Annotated in this window: 16 protein-coding genes; 8 read left to right on the forward strand and 8 right to left on the reverse strand. The window is 45.8% G+C overall.

Translation table 11 applies throughout. From position 1 onward, the window contains the following. Positions 1-214 precede the first annotated feature (214 nt). From B9A91_RS14790 to B9A91_RS14805, 4 genes are read left to right on the forward strand one after another with little or no spacing between them, the layout of a single operon-like run. Positions 215-2,521, forward strand: a complete 2,307-nt coding sequence (locus tag B9A91_RS14790) for a TonB-dependent receptor (RefSeq protein ID WP_084239790.1) — start codon at positions 215-217, stop codon at positions 2,519-2,521. An 11-nt stretch (positions 2,522-2,532) separates the two neighbouring features. Then, positions 2,533-3,816, forward strand: coding sequence for a sialidase family protein (locus B9A91_RS14795; RefSeq protein ID WP_144008949.1), 1,284 nt, complete (start codon positions 2,533-2,535; stop codon positions 3,814-3,816). 11 nt (positions 3,817-3,827) lie between these two features. Then, positions 3,828-4,262, forward strand: a complete 435-nt coding sequence (locus B9A91_RS14800) for a hypothetical protein (RefSeq protein ID WP_084239792.1) — start codon at positions 3,828-3,830, stop codon at positions 4,260-4,262. Beyond that, positions 4,262-4,903, forward strand: coding sequence for an SCO family protein (locus B9A91_RS14805; RefSeq protein ID WP_084239793.1), 642 nt, complete (start codon positions 4,262-4,264; stop codon positions 4,901-4,903). Before B9A91_RS14800 ends, B9A91_RS14805 begins: the two co-directional genes overlap by 1 nt. Before the next feature lie 42 nt (positions 4,904-4,945). Here the strand turns inward: B9A91_RS14805 and B9A91_RS14810 are convergent, their stop codons facing one another. Beyond that, positions 4,946-6,718 carry a hypothetical protein gene (locus B9A91_RS14810; RefSeq protein WP_084239794.1) on the reverse strand — a complete coding sequence of 591 codons (1,773 nt, stop codon included), beginning with the start codon at positions 6,716-6,718 and terminating at the stop codon, positions 4,946-4,948. A 133-nt stretch (positions 6,719-6,851) separates the two neighbouring features. Between B9A91_RS14810 and B9A91_RS14815 the strand changes: the two genes are divergently transcribed. From B9A91_RS14815 to hemN, 4 genes are all read left to right on the forward strand, one after another. Continuing rightward, positions 6,852-8,036, forward strand: coding sequence for a PAS domain-containing sensor histidine kinase (locus B9A91_RS14815; protein ID WP_084239795.1), 1,185 nt, complete (start codon positions 6,852-6,854; stop codon positions 8,034-8,036). Then, positions 8,037-9,095: a response regulator gene (locus B9A91_RS14820; RefSeq protein ID WP_084239796.1), complete on the forward strand. Its 1,059-nt coding sequence runs from the start codon at positions 8,037-8,039 to the stop codon at positions 9,093-9,095. A gap of 82 nt (positions 9,096-9,177) precedes the next feature. Beyond that, complete coding sequence (locus tag B9A91_RS14825) at positions 9,178-9,654, forward strand: Rossmann-fold NAD(P)-binding domain-containing protein (RefSeq protein ID WP_084239797.1); 477 nt, start codon at positions 9,178-9,180, stop codon at positions 9,652-9,654. Further along, the gene (hemN, locus tag B9A91_RS14830; RefSeq protein WP_084239798.1) at positions 9,644-11,008 is read left to right on the forward strand and encodes an oxygen-independent coproporphyrinogen III oxidase; all 1,365 of its coding nucleotides are present in this window, start codon (positions 9,644-9,646) and stop codon (positions 11,006-11,008) included. The genes B9A91_RS14825 and hemN overlap by 11 nt, the downstream gene beginning before the upstream one ends. Before the next feature lie 7 nt (positions 11,009-11,015). On the opposite strand, the gene B9A91_RS14835 is transcribed toward hemN, so the two are convergent. From B9A91_RS14835 to ccoN, 7 genes are read right to left on the reverse strand one after another with little or no spacing between them, the layout of a single operon-like run. Continuing rightward, positions 11,016-11,402 (reverse strand): group III truncated hemoglobin, encoded by a 387-nt coding sequence (locus tag B9A91_RS14835; protein ID WP_235012568.1) that lies wholly within the window; start codon positions 11,400-11,402, stop codon positions 11,016-11,018. Positions 11,403-11,405: 3 nt separating this feature from the next. Continuing rightward, a complete protein-coding gene (locus B9A91_RS14840; protein WP_084239800.1) occupies positions 11,406-12,086 on the reverse strand; it encodes a sulfite exporter TauE/SafE family protein in 681 nt (226 codons plus the stop codon). Continuing rightward, a complete protein-coding gene (locus tag B9A91_RS14845; RefSeq protein ID WP_084239801.1) occupies positions 12,083-12,508 on the reverse strand; it encodes a FixH family protein in 426 nt (141 codons plus the stop codon). Before B9A91_RS14845 ends, B9A91_RS14840 begins: the two co-directional genes overlap by 4 nt. Before the next feature lie 3 nt (positions 12,509-12,511). Then, positions 12,512-13,909, reverse strand: coding sequence for a cytochrome c oxidase accessory protein CcoG (gene ccoG, locus B9A91_RS14850; RefSeq protein ID WP_084239802.1), 1,398 nt, complete (start codon positions 13,907-13,909; stop codon positions 12,512-12,514). A gap of 2 nt (positions 13,910-13,911) precedes the next feature. Next, on the reverse strand, positions 13,912-14,724 hold the full coding sequence (locus B9A91_RS14855) for a cbb3-type cytochrome c oxidase N-terminal domain-containing protein (RefSeq protein ID WP_084239803.1): 813 nt from the start codon (positions 14,722-14,724) through the stop codon (positions 13,912-13,914). Then, a complete protein-coding gene (locus B9A91_RS24255; protein ID WP_200815668.1) occupies positions 14,721-14,888 on the reverse strand; it encodes a hypothetical protein in 168 nt (55 codons plus the stop codon). The genes B9A91_RS14855 and B9A91_RS24255 overlap by 4 nt, the downstream gene beginning before the upstream one ends. A gap of 19 nt (positions 14,889-14,907) precedes the next feature. Further along, complete coding sequence (ccoN, locus tag B9A91_RS14860) at positions 14,908-17,019, reverse strand: cytochrome-c oxidase, cbb3-type subunit I (protein ID WP_084239804.1); 2,112 nt, start codon at positions 17,017-17,019, stop codon at positions 14,908-14,910. Positions 17,020-17,033: the final 14 nt, after the last annotated feature.

A 17,033-nucleotide genomic window follows, 5' to 3' on the forward strand; every position in this document is an offset into this window, starting at 1 on the left:
TTCCTATGCCTCTTCAGAGAAGGTAAATTTTCTATTTAGTAGCACAGCAACATAGCAGGAGTTTTTTTGTGAGTCTATCATTGTATTAAATATCTTGTTTACATCTTGCTTTTGCGTTCTGATAGAAACAATCAGTTAATTTTTCTTGAATTTCCGTCTATTCCTTTTTATTCTTTTTTGAAGGTAGATAGGGATAGCTGTATCAATTTTAATAATGAACCCTTTAAGATATTTAATTCTATCCATAGGGCTGGTCATGCTTTTTTTGCAGACGAATGCCCAAAAACAGGTCGTAAATGGCCACGTATATGATTCCCAGACCCGGCAGCCACTGGCCGGGGTCATGCTTTTCAATGTAGAAGCCCTGGAACTGACAAAGTCGGACGCCAAAGGCTTTTTTGAGATAGCCGCACTGCAGCCAGATGGTAAATTTACCGCTGTGCTGCCAGGGTACAGGACCCAGTTGGTAAAAATATCCGGACACGAAAATGAGCTCAACATACAGCTGGAGGCTGATGGTTTGAGCCTGAATGAGGTGCGGGTGGCCGGCTATAACGAAAACAAAACCAATAAGGAAACGGCAGGTAGTATTGCCCTGATTACCGCAAGGGACATTAATCGTGGAAACGCAGTTTCCTTACAGCCGGCACTAAATGCGATTCCGGGTGTACGCATGGACCAGAGTACGCTTTCAGAGGCCCGGATTTCCATTCGTGGAAACGGCGTGCGCGCAGCATATGGTGTCCGGAGTGTGAAGATCTATGTGAACGAAATTCCGGTTACCGAGGCAGATGGTACTACCCGTATTGAAGCACTGGATGTAAATAGTATTGGGAGGGCCGAAGTGATTAAAGGCCCGGCATCAAGTATTTATGGGGCAGGAACTGCAGGCGTGATCAACTTCCAGCTACAGCGTGCACCTTACCAGGAACAGAGCCTGGAGGCATCAGGCCTGGTAGGCGCCTATGGCTTACACCGCCTGGCCACTACCTATCGCAGCGGGGGCGACAAAGTAAATAGTTATGTCTCTTATGGCTGGCAGGAATATGATGGCTACCGTAAGCATAGCAACGACATGCGCCGGTTCCTGACCGGTAACTTCCAGCTTTTTCCGAGCGACAAGCGCATCATCACCCTAATGCTGAACAGGACTACCCAGCACTCCCAGATCCCTGGATCGCTCACTGCAGATCAGGTAGTGGCCGATCCCCTGCAGGCAAATACAACCAATCTGGATAAAGCGGCAGGGAGGTATCAGACCTGGACCCGCATTGGTTTGGGGCAGCAATACCGTTTCAACGACAAGTTCTCCAATTCAACAAGTGTATTTACCTATTTTTACGATCTGGATCACCCGCTTCCATATGCCTACATCCGGAATTTTTACCAGAGCTATGGCGGCCGGACCCGTTTTAGCTATGACCCGGGTATTACACTGTTGCCTACCCGCTTTACCATAGGTGCAGAATTTAATGAGGGCCTAACCAAAGGCACACAATACGTAAACACCCAGGGCAAAGAAGGGGCCATAAACGCTAACATCGATTATCGGAACAGACAATATTCACTTTTCTATCAGTCGGAAACCAATCTCGGACCGAAAACCAGCTTAATCCTGGGCCTCAGCTACAACAGCATGCGTTATGCGGTGAACGATTATTTAAAGCAGCAGCAAAGCGGCGTTAAAAAGTTTGATCCACAGGCCACACCCCGTATTGCACTGAGCCATACCTTTAGCGATGCTCTTAGCCTGCACGCCAGTGTAAGTTCTGGCTTCTCTCCGCCATCCAGCTCCGAGATCAAGAATGTAGATGGAACCATCAACCCAAAACTACAGGCAGAAAAGGCCATGAATTATGAACTGAACGCCAAAGGAAATGTACTGCGGTCCAGACTGGCCTACGATCTCGCTGTCTTTAAAATGGACATGAAAGGCGAATTGATTGCGCAGTCTGTACAACAGGGTATTACGATTTACAACAATGCCGGAAAAACCAGCCACAATGGTGTAGAGCTTGCTTTGTCATACCAGGTGTTAAAAGCTGATGATGGAGCTGAAATTGTAAGTCTGCGTCCTTTTGCTGCGCTGACCTATTCCGATTTCAAGTTTAAAGATTACCAGACCCTGAATGCACAAGGCCAGGTTAGCGCTACTTATGACGGTAATAAGCTGACCGGTATTGCACCTTGGGTGCTCAATGCGGGTTTAGACCTGGAAACAAAAACCGGGATTTACTTTTATGGCAATTACTTTTATAGCGACCGTCTGCCATTGAATGATGCCAATCTGATTTATAATCCCTCATATCAGGTACTGAATGCAAAACTTGGATACAAAAAGCAAGTGTTAAAATACCTTGAACTGAATGCTTATGCCGGTTTAGACAATATCCTCAATAAAAGCTACAGTTCCATAGTTTCTTTAAATGCTGTGGGATATGGAGGGGCACAGCCGGCCTATTTTAATCCATCTCCAAAACGGAACGGTTACGGAGGATTGAATATTAAATATTTATTTTAACAATCATGCAGATGAAGAAAATATCATTTATCGTGTTAGGCCTGCTGGGCCTGCTCAATGCCTGTACCACATCGCCAGATGCCACACAGGTAAAAGGGCTAAGCACCCCGGGCATTGAAGCTACTGCACCATACTTTACAACAGACCACAATGGAAACGCTGTGTTGTGCTGGACCGAAAAAGACGGCGGGGATTCATTGTACCGGCTGAAATATGCAGTCTTCGATGCAGAAAAAAATAGTTTTAATACAGCAGTTACTGTTCCCGCTTCGGCGGGCTGCAGTAATTCTGCCGAAAGCATGGGCAAAATTGCCTTTAAAGCTGATGGTACCGTTTTCGCCGTTTTTTCAAAACGTTTCCCTAACGAAAAGAACCCTTATGCTGGTGCCATATACTATAGCCTGTCCGACGATGCCGGAAAGAGCTGGTCGCCATCCCGTTTTTTACACAGCGATACCAGCCATAGCTATGGCCGTAGCTTCTTTGACGTCGCTACCTTAAAAGATGGGGAGCTCGCAGCCATCTGGCTGGATGGACGCTATGGAAAAAGTATAAAAGGCTCGGCATTGTTTTTTGCGCGTACGGAAAAGGGAAAGGGTTTCGGGGCCGACAACTGTTTGGATAAAGGTACCTGTGAGTGCTGTCGCACAGCTATATTTACCGACGATGCCGGCAAGATCCATCTTGCATACCGGAGCATCATGTTCCCTTCTGCACTTACAGCCAAACAGGTACGTGATATGGTGTACAAGGTGTCGGCAGATAACGGAAAAACCTTTACCTCAGCCAGAACGATCAGTAACGACAATTGGGAAATAGAAGGCTGTCCGCATTCCGGTCCATCACTGGCAGCAGATAGGAAGGGACTGCAGGTGGTATGGTTTACCGCTGGCGGAGGTGCAGGCCTGTACTATAGCTCAGCAAAAAATCCGGAATCAGGGTTTGGCAGGCGAACCCTGCTTACCACTTCCGGCAGGCACCCTCAGCTGGTTGCCCTTTCGCAGGACAAGGCGGCAATGGTTTGTGAAGAGCCCATTAGTGCAGAACCAGACCATAAAATGAACCATTCGCATGGCAGTATGAACATGAGCCATCCTCCCGCAGGAGCGGCAAAAATTATCTTAAGTATTTTAAAGAACGGCAGCCTCGAAAAAACAGTAGCTGTTACCGAAGGAAAGGAAGCAGACCATCACGCGGTTTTGATCCCTGTTAAGGAGAAGATCCTGATTGCCTGGGTAAGGGAACAAAAACCAGCAGCGAAACTATGTTATACCCTGATGAATTTAAACGAGTAAATTATAAAAGAATGAGAAAATTAATAGGAATTTTACTGGTAACTATAGCAGTAAGTGCTTGTAAGCAAAGTGTAGATTATAAAACGGTACGCGAGGAAGTAATGAAATTTCATGATGTGGTAATGGCCGACCAGAGCGTGGTGGTAAACAACCAGATGAAACTGGATACGTTATTAAAAGACCTGAAAGGCCTCAAAGCCAGGTTTCCGGATGTGGATACCCTGAAGGAAAAAGAGAACTTAAAGGCTTTAATTGCCGATCTGACGAAAGCAGAAGACAGCATGAACGACTGGATGCATAAGTTTGAACCGGATGTAAGCGGCAAATCCAATGCGGAGGCGGTGCAGTATTTTAAAGATGAAATGGTGAAAATTAAAGCGGTAGACAGCCTTTATAAAAAGGAGATCAAATCTTCGGCCGCCTACTTAAATAAATTCGGAAAATAATGAAAGCTGCATTAATATTGAGTTTCTTGCTGTCTGCCACCCTTTATAGCTGCCATAACAAACCCAAACGTCTTCCATTTTTACAAATGGAGGTCCAGGAGAAAGTGGTCGATGGTAAAACACGTACCGATACCTTGTTCAGGACAATTCCTGCCTTTAAGCTTTTAAACCAGGACAGTGCCGTGGTTACAGAGAAGGATTTTGACGGGCACATTTATGTGGCCGATTTCTTTTTTACTTCTTGCCCGACCATTTGTCCGGTTATGCACCGGAACCTGCTCAAAGTGTATAAAAAATACCTGGGCAATCCGGAAGTGAAACTGGCCTCGCATACGATTGACGTAAAATATGATACGCCTTCAAGGATGAAAGCCTATGCTACCAAGCTTGGCATCAAAGGTACCCAATGGGAATACCTCTGGGGTACCAGGGACGAGATCTATGCCCTGGCCGAGCGCAATTACCTGGTTTCGGCCCAGGAAGACAAGAACGCACCCGGGGGTTTCATTCACCAGGGCTACCTGGTACTGGTAGACAAGGAAAAACGCATCCGCGGAGCGTATGACGGCACTCAGGATAAAGAGGTGGCCCAGCTGATGAAAGATATGGATGTGCTGCTGGCGGAATACCAACAGCGATAAAACAGACATACTGCTTCTTCAGCTGAGAGAAGCAGTATGCTTTTATAGTTTACAAGTTTCTAGTTTTTGCTCAGCCAGCAGCAACTGACGGTACAATTCAGCTACGGGAATAGCTGTATGTTGTTTTAGTACCGGCAACAGTTGTTTGTAATAAGCAATTCCTTCTTCCAGCTGCGCTTTGAACTTATGGAAGTACTTTTCTTTTTTGCTGTTCAGTTCCGTGAGTTGTGTGCTGATGTCTTTCTTTAAATAATCGATATACAGGTTCAGCTCGTTAAAGAACAGGTTAGGGCGGTTCACCATGGCCAATAGGTTTGTTTTTCCATAAATGTGCTGTACCATTTCCTTTAGACTGTATTTTCCGGAAAAATAGGCCAGGTTGGGGCCTGGGCAAATGCTCACCGCCTTGCTTTCCTTTGCTTTTATCATACCGTTTTTTAGGTAAACCGAAGCACAAAGCCCCTCGCACAGGCATACTTTTTCGGTAATCTGTTCAAACTGCTGCTGGTATGCTGTATCGGACAAAGCCTGTGCCTGGAGTTCTTTGAGCTTTAGGTGTTGGTATTCCCTTGATGCGGTACAAATGGGCATTTCTGTAAATTCAGTATTTGTACAAAGGAATTTTTTTGTGCAAGGGCTTCCGGGCCTTCCTTTTTCTATCCGCTGCAGGCGCTGCTGTTCTATGCTGCCTTTTCTGAAACTGTTAAAAAGTACACCTAGAGGTGAAGAGTTGCTCAGGTAATAATCGTCTTGCTGCGCATTTGCCAGGTCGTTCAGGGTAGCCTCATCTACATTTGTAGCTTCCGGTACCAGTAAAAACGGGCTGCCCCAGCCGGCGGCGTCCAGCTGATAATAGCTCAGCAGAAACTGGTGTTCTTCTGCTGTGCCTACGCCGCCCTGCGCGGTGATGCGCTGTGGGGGAGTGGCATATAGGTTAATCTCTTTTGTATTTAATGCAGCGGCATAAATGTCAAACAATTCTTCCATCAACGCCGCTCGCTTTTGCTTAAATTCTTCCAGTATAGGCCCCAGCAAAAAACCTTCCGTTGCAAAGGCATGGCCCCCACAATTCAGGCCAGACTCTACTCTGAACTCTGAAACCCAAAGCCCCTTTTTTGCCAGCATTTTTGCCTGGATCATGGCCGAGCGGAAGTCGCTTACCTTAAGGATGATCTGTTTGTTCAATGCCCCCGATTGGTCGGGGTAAAAACAGCTGCATTGCTCCATATAGTGGTATAACTTTGGGTTTAAACCAGCTGAAATGATTACCGATGCTTTAAGTTCACTATTGGCAAAGCCACGCATAGCGGCCAGGGCATCCGTAAAATCATCACCCAGATATTCATTACCCACACCGTAATTGGCCTTGTCTACTTTAGACATGATGTTTACATCAATTTTCCCCGGTTGCATCCTGCTTTTTAGCACTTCAAGCGCCTGTGTTTGCTTTTCGGGATCAGTTACTTTCTGCAAGTCCTGGTACTGGCGCTTTAGGACAGCATGATCTGGCAGCAGCTCGAAATATTTGTCGAAATCGTTGTTGTCATTATTCAATAGGTTATCAAACTGAATGTTCACGAGTTTGTTCAGTAAGTTCAGATAGGCCGTGATCCGCCTTGCCCTGCTGTCGGCCTCCTTTTTACCAATAGGCGTATAACTTTCCAGCTGTTTTACCGAGTGAAATTCGCGCATGCGCTCAGTGAGTTCATCGTCGACTATTGAAACAACTGAAGAAATGCCGTATCTGGCTACCTTTAAAGGGGTGTCAATGGAATAACCCAGGCCCAGGACAGGAATGTGAAAAGTATGATGCATGGCTTAAATAAAAAGTTCAGGCCACAAAATAGCGGAGTATTTTCAGCATAAAATATGATCTGGGTCATCTTAAAATATGACAGGGGCGATAAATCGGGTAATGACAAAATTTATATATTTGTGAAAAGACATTATGGAGCAAGTCCGATTATTAGAGGCCATTATAGAAACTGCTATCGATGGGATCATTACCATTGATACCCGTGGACGCATAGAAAGTCTGAATCCCGCTGCGCTAAAGCTTTTTGGTTATGGTCTGGATGAGGTAAAAGGCCGCAATATCAATATGCTCATGCCCGAGCCTGATAAAAGCGGGCATGACGGTTACCTGCATCGCTACCAGACTACACATGAAAAACGCATTATTGGCATCGGACGTGAGGTAAGGGGACTGCGTAAAGATGGAACTACCTTTCCTTTCCGACTTGCTGTAAGTGAAGTTCAATACGATGACCGTATCATTTATACCGGCTTTATACACGATCTTTCCAAAGAGAAAGAGGCGGAGGAGCGTTTACGAGAATATGCCGCCGAACTGGAGGAACTGGTAGAGGAGAGGACCAAATCATTGAGAAAAACAGTGCGGGCACTGAGTGAAGCCAAGGAAGAAGTGAGTTTGTCGCTGGAAAAGGAAAAAGAACTGAACCAGATGAAAAGCAGGTTTGTTTCTATGGCTTCCCATGAGTTCAGGACACCACTCAGTTCTGTACAGCTTTCTTCCTCGCTCATTGAAAAGTATGCGCAGCCTTTCAACAATAAGAACATTACCAAACATGTAGGGAAAATAAAGAATGCGGTTGGGAACCTGACCACTATACTGAACGACTTTTTATCGCTGGAAAGGCTGGAAGCCGGTATCATAGAACCGACTTTTGCACCCTTTGATCTGGTGAAGCTTTCAGAAGAAGTAACCGAAGAGATGCAGATGATTGCCAAACAGGAGCAGCACATCATTTATCAGCATACCGGCCTGGAAAGTATGGTAAACCTGGATCAGAACCTGATCCGGAACTGTATGATCAACCTGATCTCCAATTCCATCAAATATTCCGGAGAAAATACCTTCATAGAATTCAATACGGAGATTAATGATAAGCAATGCTTCATTACCATTAAAGACAATGGTATTGGTATACCGGAGTCTGACCAGAAACACCTGTTTCAGCCATTTTTCAGAGCCAACAATACCGGCAATATCCCTGGTACGGGGCTGGGCTTAAATATTGTACTCCGGTATGCTACGTTAATGCAGGGTAACCTCCATTTCGAAAGCAGCATTAACAAAGCAACAACCTTTAAACTTTCTTTTAACAAATAGATGAAGACGACTACGATACTGATTATAGAAGATAACGAAGACATTAGAGAAAGTACCGCTGAAATACTGGAACTTGCCGGTTACGAAGTGTTGCAGGCGAAGAATGGTAGGATGGGGGTTGAAATGGCTACGATACACCTGCCGGACCTTATCCTTTGCGATATCATGATGCCCGAGCTTGATGGCTATGGGGTATTGTACCTGCTGAACAAAAATGCGGGTACTGCAGCTACACCATTTATATTTCTGACGGCAAAGGCAGAACGGATCGACATGAGAAAAGGCATGGAAATGGGCGCAGATGATTACCTGACCAAGCCTTTTGATGATGTGGAGCTGCTCAACGCCATTGAAAGCCGTCTGAATAAAAAAGACAAACAGGAACAGTTTTATAGCCAGTCGCTCGACAAACTCAGCCATCTCCTCAGCGGTACTTCGGGCATAGAAGAACTTCAGAAAGTGATTGCAGAGCGTAAGGTGCGCAATGTCAAAAAAAGACAGGTTATTTATTACGATGGTGATGCTGTTTCGGGGATATACCTGGTACTGAGTGGAAAGGTGAAAACTTTGAAATTAACTGAGGATGGCCGGGAATTACTGACAGGGATCTATACCGCCGATCAGTATTTCGGCATTCCGGCCCTGTTGAGTCATGAGCCCTATGCCGAAACTGCTGAAGCCCTGGAAGACACCACCGTATGCCTGCTGCCGAGGGAAATGGTAGAAGAACTGCTGGATAAATATCCTGATGTAGCCAGACAGTTTATCCAAATCCTGTCAAATGACCTGCTGGACAAGGAAGAGCAACTGCTGCAGCTGGCCTATCATTCCGTAAGGAAAAGGATGGCTGAAGTGCTGATCCGCCTCTGTAAACAGGAAAAGGAAGCTGCGGTTTCAAACTTAAAGGTATCGAGAGATAATCTTGCCGCAATGGCAGGCATGGCCACAGAAACTGTGAGCCGCATACTGAGCGATTTCAAAGACGAAGCTATCATCGAAAGAAAAGGCAGTCAGATCATCATCCTTGATGAACAGAAACTGCGGAACATGAAAAACTGATTAAGATCACATTTTTGCTTGATTAAACTCATTCCCTGAGTACTTGCATACCACTAATTTTGATGCATCAATAATAGGATGCATGAAAGTAGTAGCGTATAGTATAAAGTCGTTCGAGAAAGAGCCCCTGGCAATAGCCAATCGTAAAAGACATGATATCACTTTAATATCTAATGTTTTAAGTGTTGACTCTGTAAGCTATGCTGAAGGTAAAGAGGCTGTAATCGTATTTGAAGAGGATGACCTATCGGCAGCTGTGATCAATAGCCTGGCCGATCTGGGTGTGAAATACATAGCTACACGTTCAACCTCCGCTGCACATATTGACCAGGACGCTGCGGCCCTCAGGGCTATCCGTATTGCGAGCGTCCCCTTAACTGCCCTGATTGGGCTTAACCACACCGATATGCCGATGGCATTGGCAGAGGAAACCATTCTGAACCTTGATAAATGGCAAAATAAACGTTGCCTGGGCAATGCCTGTGTCTGTTCAAGAGCATGCGATCAGGTAAAACAAACTTCATCAAAAAACCATAACGTTCAAACGCATGAACACTAAACCGCTGACCAGTAAATATCATGTTGCCGCACCGCGTTACACCAGTTATCCAACAGTTCCCTATTGGGACGAAGCCGGGTTTGATGTACAGAAATGGAGCAAATCCGTTGTCTATGCCTTTAAAGAAAGTAATGCCAAAGATGGGCTTAGCCTGTATATACACCTGCCTTTTTGTGAAAGCTTGTGTACTTACTGCGGCTGTACTACCCGCATCACCAAAAACCATGGCGTAGAAAAATCTTATATCGATGCCCTGTTAAAGGAATGGCAGCTATATTGCAGACTTTTCGAAAGTAAGCCCCTGATCAGAGAGATTCACCTCGGAGGCGGCACGCCGACTTTTTTCAGCGCCGGCAACCTGGAGCTTTTAATTAATGGTTTACTGGACAAGGCCATTGTTCATCCCGAGGCCGAATTTAGTTTCGAGGCCCATCCTGCAAATACCACTGCAGCACATTTGCTGGCTTTAAACAAACTGGGTTTCAGAAGGCTGAGCCTGGGTATCCAGGATTTTGATCCGGAGGTACAAGTGATCATCAACCGGGTGCAGACCGTTGAGCAGGTGGCAGAAATTTCTGAACTGGCCAGGGAAAACGGTTATCATTCCATCAATTACGATCTCATTTACGGATTGCCGAACCAGACTTTTAATGGCCTGGCCAATACCATCGAAGAAGTGTTGAGGCTAAAGCCCGATCGTATCGCCTTTTACAGCTATGCACATGTACCATGGGTTAAACCTGGACAGCGCCGGTATACCGAAAGCGATCTGCCTTCATCCGAATCTAAACAGGAACTATATGAACTGGGCAGGAAACGCTTAAAGGAAGGTGGGTATACAGAGATCGGTATGGATCATTTTGCGTTGGCTAGCGACAGTCTGTACAAAGCTGAACGGGACGGTAGCCTGCACCGCAATTTTATGGGCTACACACACCAGTACAGTAAACTGATGATCGGTTTAGGCGTATCATCGATCAGCGACAGCTGGGATGCTTTTGCTCAGAATGTAAAAACCGTGGAAAACTATATGGAAATGGTTAACAATGGAGAATTTCCGGTTTTCAGAGGACATATTTTAAATGAAACGGATCTGCTGATCCGCAAAAATATTCTGAACATCATGTGCCGGGGTTATACTTCATGGACGCTTGAAGAAGCGGAAAACAACGCCCTGGCAGAAGGATTGCTCAGAATGCGCTGGCTCGCTCAGGACGGGTTAGTGCTTTTATCGGCCGGTGAATTGCGTGTCACCGGGTTTGGTAAACGTTTCCTGAGGAATATTTGTATGACGTTGGACGCACGCTTATGGGAAAAACAACCTGAAAAGCAGGTGTTCAGTATCGCAGATTAATGCTCAATTACAGGCTGGTCGAATGACCAGCTTGTTGAATTTTATAGCTCATCAGTTGGGCGATAGAGCTGGCCCTTATCACAGCTTTTTCGGCAAGCGGTCCCTGAAATTCAGAGCTTACCGTTTCTTCCCAGATTTGCATCCAGCGCTCAAAATGCGGGCCTTTCAAAGCCACCCTACGGTTCAGTTCCAGGTGCTTCAGCATTGGGTTTCCGCTATAGGTGATCACATCAAACAATAGGGTTTCCCAGAAAGCGACCATTACAGGAATGTGGGCCTCCAGCTTAAAATCTGCCTGCTTAAATACCGGTCCGATCACCGTGTCGTTTAATGCCTTACTGTAAAATGTCTCTACCAGGTATTGTATGTCTGTCTTGTTTAGTATGTCTTTCATGATTTATCTGCAATTGCTGATCTCGTTGGTATTGGCTGGACTTAAATAAGGGATGTTTAAGGTCATTCCCCTCAGTATGAACCATATGCCGATGCACAACATGAGGTAGGGGACCACCCGGTTAATTTTTCTTCTGAACACCGTCCCTGTGAAGCCCAGGCCAAGTGTCGCTATAAACATCAAAGGTAAGGTTCCCAGTCCAAACCAGAACATGTAACCAATCGCATTTTGTATCCCATTGGTGTTCAATGCGCCGGCAAGTGCCAGGTATACAAAACCGCAAGGTAAAAATCCGTTGATGAAGCCAATGATCAGGTGATTGGCCTGATGTTTCAGTGCGTAATTGAATGCTTTGTTGAATGGACCCAGCAGGAAGGTTTGGTTTTTAAATAGGCTGAGCTTAAATAGTCTGGAGGAGGCGGCCAGTACAATCAATATTCCACTAAGCACGCTGATACCCTGCTGAAAGCCAGCTATCCAGATCTGCCGACCGAGGAGTCCGACGATAGCCCCTAAACTACAATACGCAGCGATGCGCCCCAATTGGTAAAGTAATTTGTCGGCCACCAGCAGCAGCCATCCCCGTTTTTGAATGGGAACAGCAAAAGCCAATGGCCCGCACATGCCGATGCAATGTAAGCTGCCCAGCAAGCCAATCATAAATGCCAGTTTTTCAGTACTCATTCTATGCTGACCTCCTGTTCATCTAAATATGCTTTTCCATTGCTTTCCCAGGAAAGTATAATGCGCCATCGCCCTTTTGCAATTGCATTAAGGGGGATGTTAACCTGATTATGCTCATCGGTTTTTATGGCTACCCGTCTATCCATTTTTTTATCTGAATTGCGTAGCAGTCTTAGCTCTCCTGTAGCTGCCGCTTTGAAAGAGAGGATAAGATGGTCGGGAGACAGCTTTATTTCCGGCCTGGCCTTGTCGGCCTGCACCTGCGCTTTCCTGTTGTAGTCCTTATCGTAATCCAGGCCTTTTTCATAATAGTCCGTATCTACAAGGGCGTCTGTTTTGCTGTTGAACATCAGCACGCCTAATACCACAATAAAGCTCATAAAGCAAAGCATTCCGATCATTAATTTTGTTCCCCAGTTCATATTTTAAAGATTTGGTGGTGCAATAAATGTAGTTTCAAACCGGTCTAAAACCTTGCTGCCTGATACCAGTTTAAAGCGCAGTTCAGATTTGTATTTGTGAATTTCATCCTGCGGAAGTATAAGGAAAAAAGTAAGATTCACCACTCCGCCATATGCAATCGAATCCTGTTTCTGAATGTATTGTATCCTGGCCTTAGGATTTTCAGCAATCAGCTCAAAACGGATGCTGCTATTGGTTTTGTTGATCAGCTCTGCATTGTATAAATTGCTGACAGTTTTATCTTTATCCTTCAATTGGTAGAGCGTTCCTCCAGCCCTTAATATGGTGGTCTTGACCTCGCTCCGGGTAACCAGCAGGTACGACAATACACTCATCAGCGCCAGTAAAACGGCCCCATAAGCATAAATGCGTTTATTGATATGAAAGGGTTGTTTCGTCCGGATTTCCTCTTCAGATTTAAATCCGATCAGTCGGAGCGGACGGTTTATTTTCTCCATCACCATATCGCAGGCATCAATACAGGCGGTACAGTTTGTGCATTCCATTTGTGTACCATTGCGGATGTCGATCCCGGTAGGGCACACGTCTACACATAGTTTACAGTCTATACAATCGCCATTCTGGTTTTCCTTTTCTTTTACACGCTTTGCCCGGGGCTCTCCACGCACATCATCGTAAGCCACAACAATACTTTGGTTATCCAGCAGTACCCCCTGCAAACGGCCATACGGACAGGCAACGGTACATACCAGCTCTCTCATTTTTGAGAATACCAGGTAAAAAACAAGGGTGAAGACACAAATGGAAAGGAAGCCGGAAAGGTGCATGCTTACAGGTTCCGTGATGATTTTAGTCAGTGCGGCCGACCCAATGAGGTAAGCCAGAAAAGTATTGGCAATCAAAAAAGAAATACAAAGGTAAATGCCATGCTTTAAGGCTTTTTTGAAGAATTTACCAGCACTGAGCGGCGCCTCGTCCAGCTTTTTGCGTTTGTGCTGATCGCCTTCTATCCAGATCTCAATTTTGCGGAAAACCATTTCCAGGAATATAGTTTGCGGACATGCCCAGCCGCAAAATACCCTGCCGAAGACCACCGTAAACAGTACAATAAACACCATAAAGGTAAGCAAGGCCAGCACAAACAGGTAAAAGTCCTGGGGCCAGAAGATCACTCCAAAAAAAACAAATTTCCGTTCCAGTATATTCAGCAACACCAGTTGTTCCCCGTTCAGCTTTAAAAAAGGCGCTGCAAATAGCAGAACAAGAAGGAAATAGCTGAGGACAGAGCGGTAACGGTACAGCTTTCCCTTTACCACTCCTGGATAAATCCATTTACGGCTTTTTCCATCGTCCGTCAGCGTAGACAGCTGATCCCTGAAATGACCTGGGCTTTGCGACATAATTATTCTTCTTTTTTGCCTTGTGGTGCTTTTGCACCCGCAGGATTACTTCCTTTCAAGGATAGGATATAGCTGGCAATGTCTGATATCTGCTTGCCGTTCATAGATTTTTCCCAGGCTACCATACCTTTTTCAGGAACGCCATGTTTGATGGTTTTAAAGATGTCCTTCACCGTTCCGCCATGCAGCCAGTACTCATCGGTCAGGTTTGGCCCGACAGCGCCTTCTCCATGTTCGCCGTGACAAGGAGAGCAAACGTTTTTAAAGAGCGCCCCTCCGGCTTGCAGCACAGCCTTATCGGTCGATTGCTCCACATTGCTTTCATTGATTTTGTTGGCGCTGCCGCCACCAGGTTTTTGCAGTAGTGCAATCCGCGCTTCCTCCGCCTGCTGGAGTTCTACAGTATATTCCTCTTCCTGCAGTTTGCCCCAGCCAATTACATGGTAGCTGAACATATAAACGATGGCAAAAATGATGGTTCCATAAAACAATACCATGAACCAGGCGGGAGTAGGGTTGTCCAGTTCTGCGATGCCGTCAAACTCATGTTCCATTACCAGGTCTTTTTCTTCAGCCAGCGGGCGAAGGCCCAGCAGCCTGGTCCAGATGGTTTTCTTTTCCGGCTTTTCAGCTTCAATCCTGGCCTGATCCAGCAGTCGTTCTTTGAGGTATCGCGCTCTTTCTTCGGCGGATGCAAAAGTTGTGGGATGTAAAGTTTGCTGGATGAAGATCTTAATCACCTTTAAAACCAGGATAGAAACAACCAGTATGCTTACTGAAATGAACAGCAGGCACCAAATTAAAATATCACTCATTTTACATCATCATTTAAGGGGAGTTCACTCATATACTTTACTTCATCTTTTTTCATAGTGATCAGTAAGATGGCCACGACCAGGAAAAAGATCATGAAAATGGCCAGGGAGGTGATAAGGTATCCCTGATGTCCTGTGGCCTGATCCAAAAATTGCTTAAACATAACTGTATCTTTTAATGTTTTACTTTGCTTTAATGTCTGTCCCCAGGCGCTGCAGGTAGGCAATAAGTGCAATGATTTCTTTGTCGCTTTTCACTTTTACATTGTTCTTCTGCAGATCTTCTGCGATTTCCCTGGCCTGTTGGTCCAGATCGCGGTTGGCCCGGTCTTCATAATCCTCCGGATAAGGGACACCCAGACGTCGCATCGCGCTAATTTTGCTTCTGGTGGTGGTCGTATCTAAGGTTTGTGTGATCAGCCATTCATAAGGAGGCATTATGCTGCCGGGCGACATGGTCTGCGGATCGAGCATGTGATTAAAATGCCATACGTTTCCGTATTTTCCGCCCTCGCGCTGCAGATCGGGACCAGTACGTTTGGAACCCCACAAATGCGGATGGTCGTACACAAATTCTCCGGCCTTACTGTACTCGCCATAGCGTTCGGTTTCGGAGCGGAAAGGACGGATCATTTGTGAGTGGCAGCTTACACAGCCCTCTTTAATATAAAGATCGCGGCCCTGCAGCTCCAGCGGGGTATAAGGTTTTACACTGCTGATGGTGGGGATATTTGATTTAATGGTAAACGTAGGCATCATTTCCACCATACCACCAATCAGGATCACGATCAGTGAAAGCACCAGGAATACCATAGGCTTACGTTCCAATACACGGTGCAGTTTTTTGTCAGAACCCTGCGGATGGTATACTGCAGGCAATGGCTGTGCTTCGGCAGGCTCGTTGGCCAGTAATTTACCGGTACCTACAGTTTTGATCAGGTTATAGGTCATGACAATTACCCCGGTCAGGTACAAGGCACCGCCGATGGCCCTCAATACGTACATTGGGATAATCTGCAGGACTGTTTCCAGGAAGTTAGGATACCTCAGCATGCCCTCTTCGGTAAACTCTTTCCACATCAGCCCCTGCGTAAAACCGGCAAAATATAGCGGAACAGCATAAAATATGATGCCCAGCGTACCGATCCAGAAATGGAAGGATGCCAGTTTCTTAGAGTATAGTGGCGTTCTGTAGATCCTTGGGATCAGCCAGTACAGAATACCGAAAGTTAAAAATCCGTTCCAACCTAATGCGCCCACATGCACGTGCGCTACGATCCAGTCGGTATAGTGCGCAATGGCGTTGATCTGCTTTAAAGCGAGCATAGGCCCCTCAAAAGTGGCCATACCATATGCAGTTAAGCCTACGACCATAAACTTAAGTGTAGCATCTTCACGTACTTTGTCCCATGCCCCGCGAAGGGTCAGTAAACCATTGATCATACCGCCCCAGCTTGGTGCGATGAGCATGATAGAAAAGGCAACACCCAGAGATTGTGCCCATCCCGGAAGAGAGGTATATAACAGGTGATGCGGACCGGCCCAGATGTAGATAAAAATGAGCGACCAGAAGTGAAGGATACTCAGTTTATACGAATAGACAGGCCGGTTCGCCATTTTCGGAAGGAAATAGTACATCATACCCAGATAGGGTGTGGTTAAAAAGAAAGCAACCGCATTGTGTCCGTACCACCACTGTACCAGCGCATCCTGCACACCTGCAAACAGGTAATAGCTTTTAAATGCAGATACAGGTAACTGGAAGGAATTCACGATGTGCAGTACAGCAACTGTTACGAAGGTGGCAATGTAAAACCATATGGCCACGTACATGTGCTTCTCCCTGCGTTTGATGATGGTACCGAACATGTTGATGCCAAAGGCTACCCAGATTACCGTAATGGCGATGTCGATTGGCCATTCCAGTTCTGCATATTCATGCGATGAAGTTAATCCCAGGGGCAATGTAATTACAGCCGATACAATAATGAGCTGCCAGCCCCAGAAATGAATTTTACTCAACACATCACTAAACATACGCGCCTTTAGCAGTCGCTGTAAAGAGTAATAAACACCCATAAATATGGCGTTCCCTACAAAGGCAAAGATGACCGCGTTGGTATGCAATGGGCGGATACGGCCAAATGTGGTGTATTGCGAGCCCATGTTCAATGCAGGTTTAAAGAGCTGCATGGCAATGAGCAATCCGACCGTCATGCCGATAATGCCCCATACTATGGTGGCTATGGCAAAGTTTCTGACGATCTTGTTGTCGTAGTAAAATTTTTCAGTCATGTGAAAATAATGAA

This window comes from Pedobacter africanus (genome assembly GCF_900176535.1).
Classification (GTDB): domain Bacteria; phylum Bacteroidota; class Bacteroidia; order Sphingobacteriales; family Sphingobacteriaceae; genus Pedobacter; species Pedobacter africanus.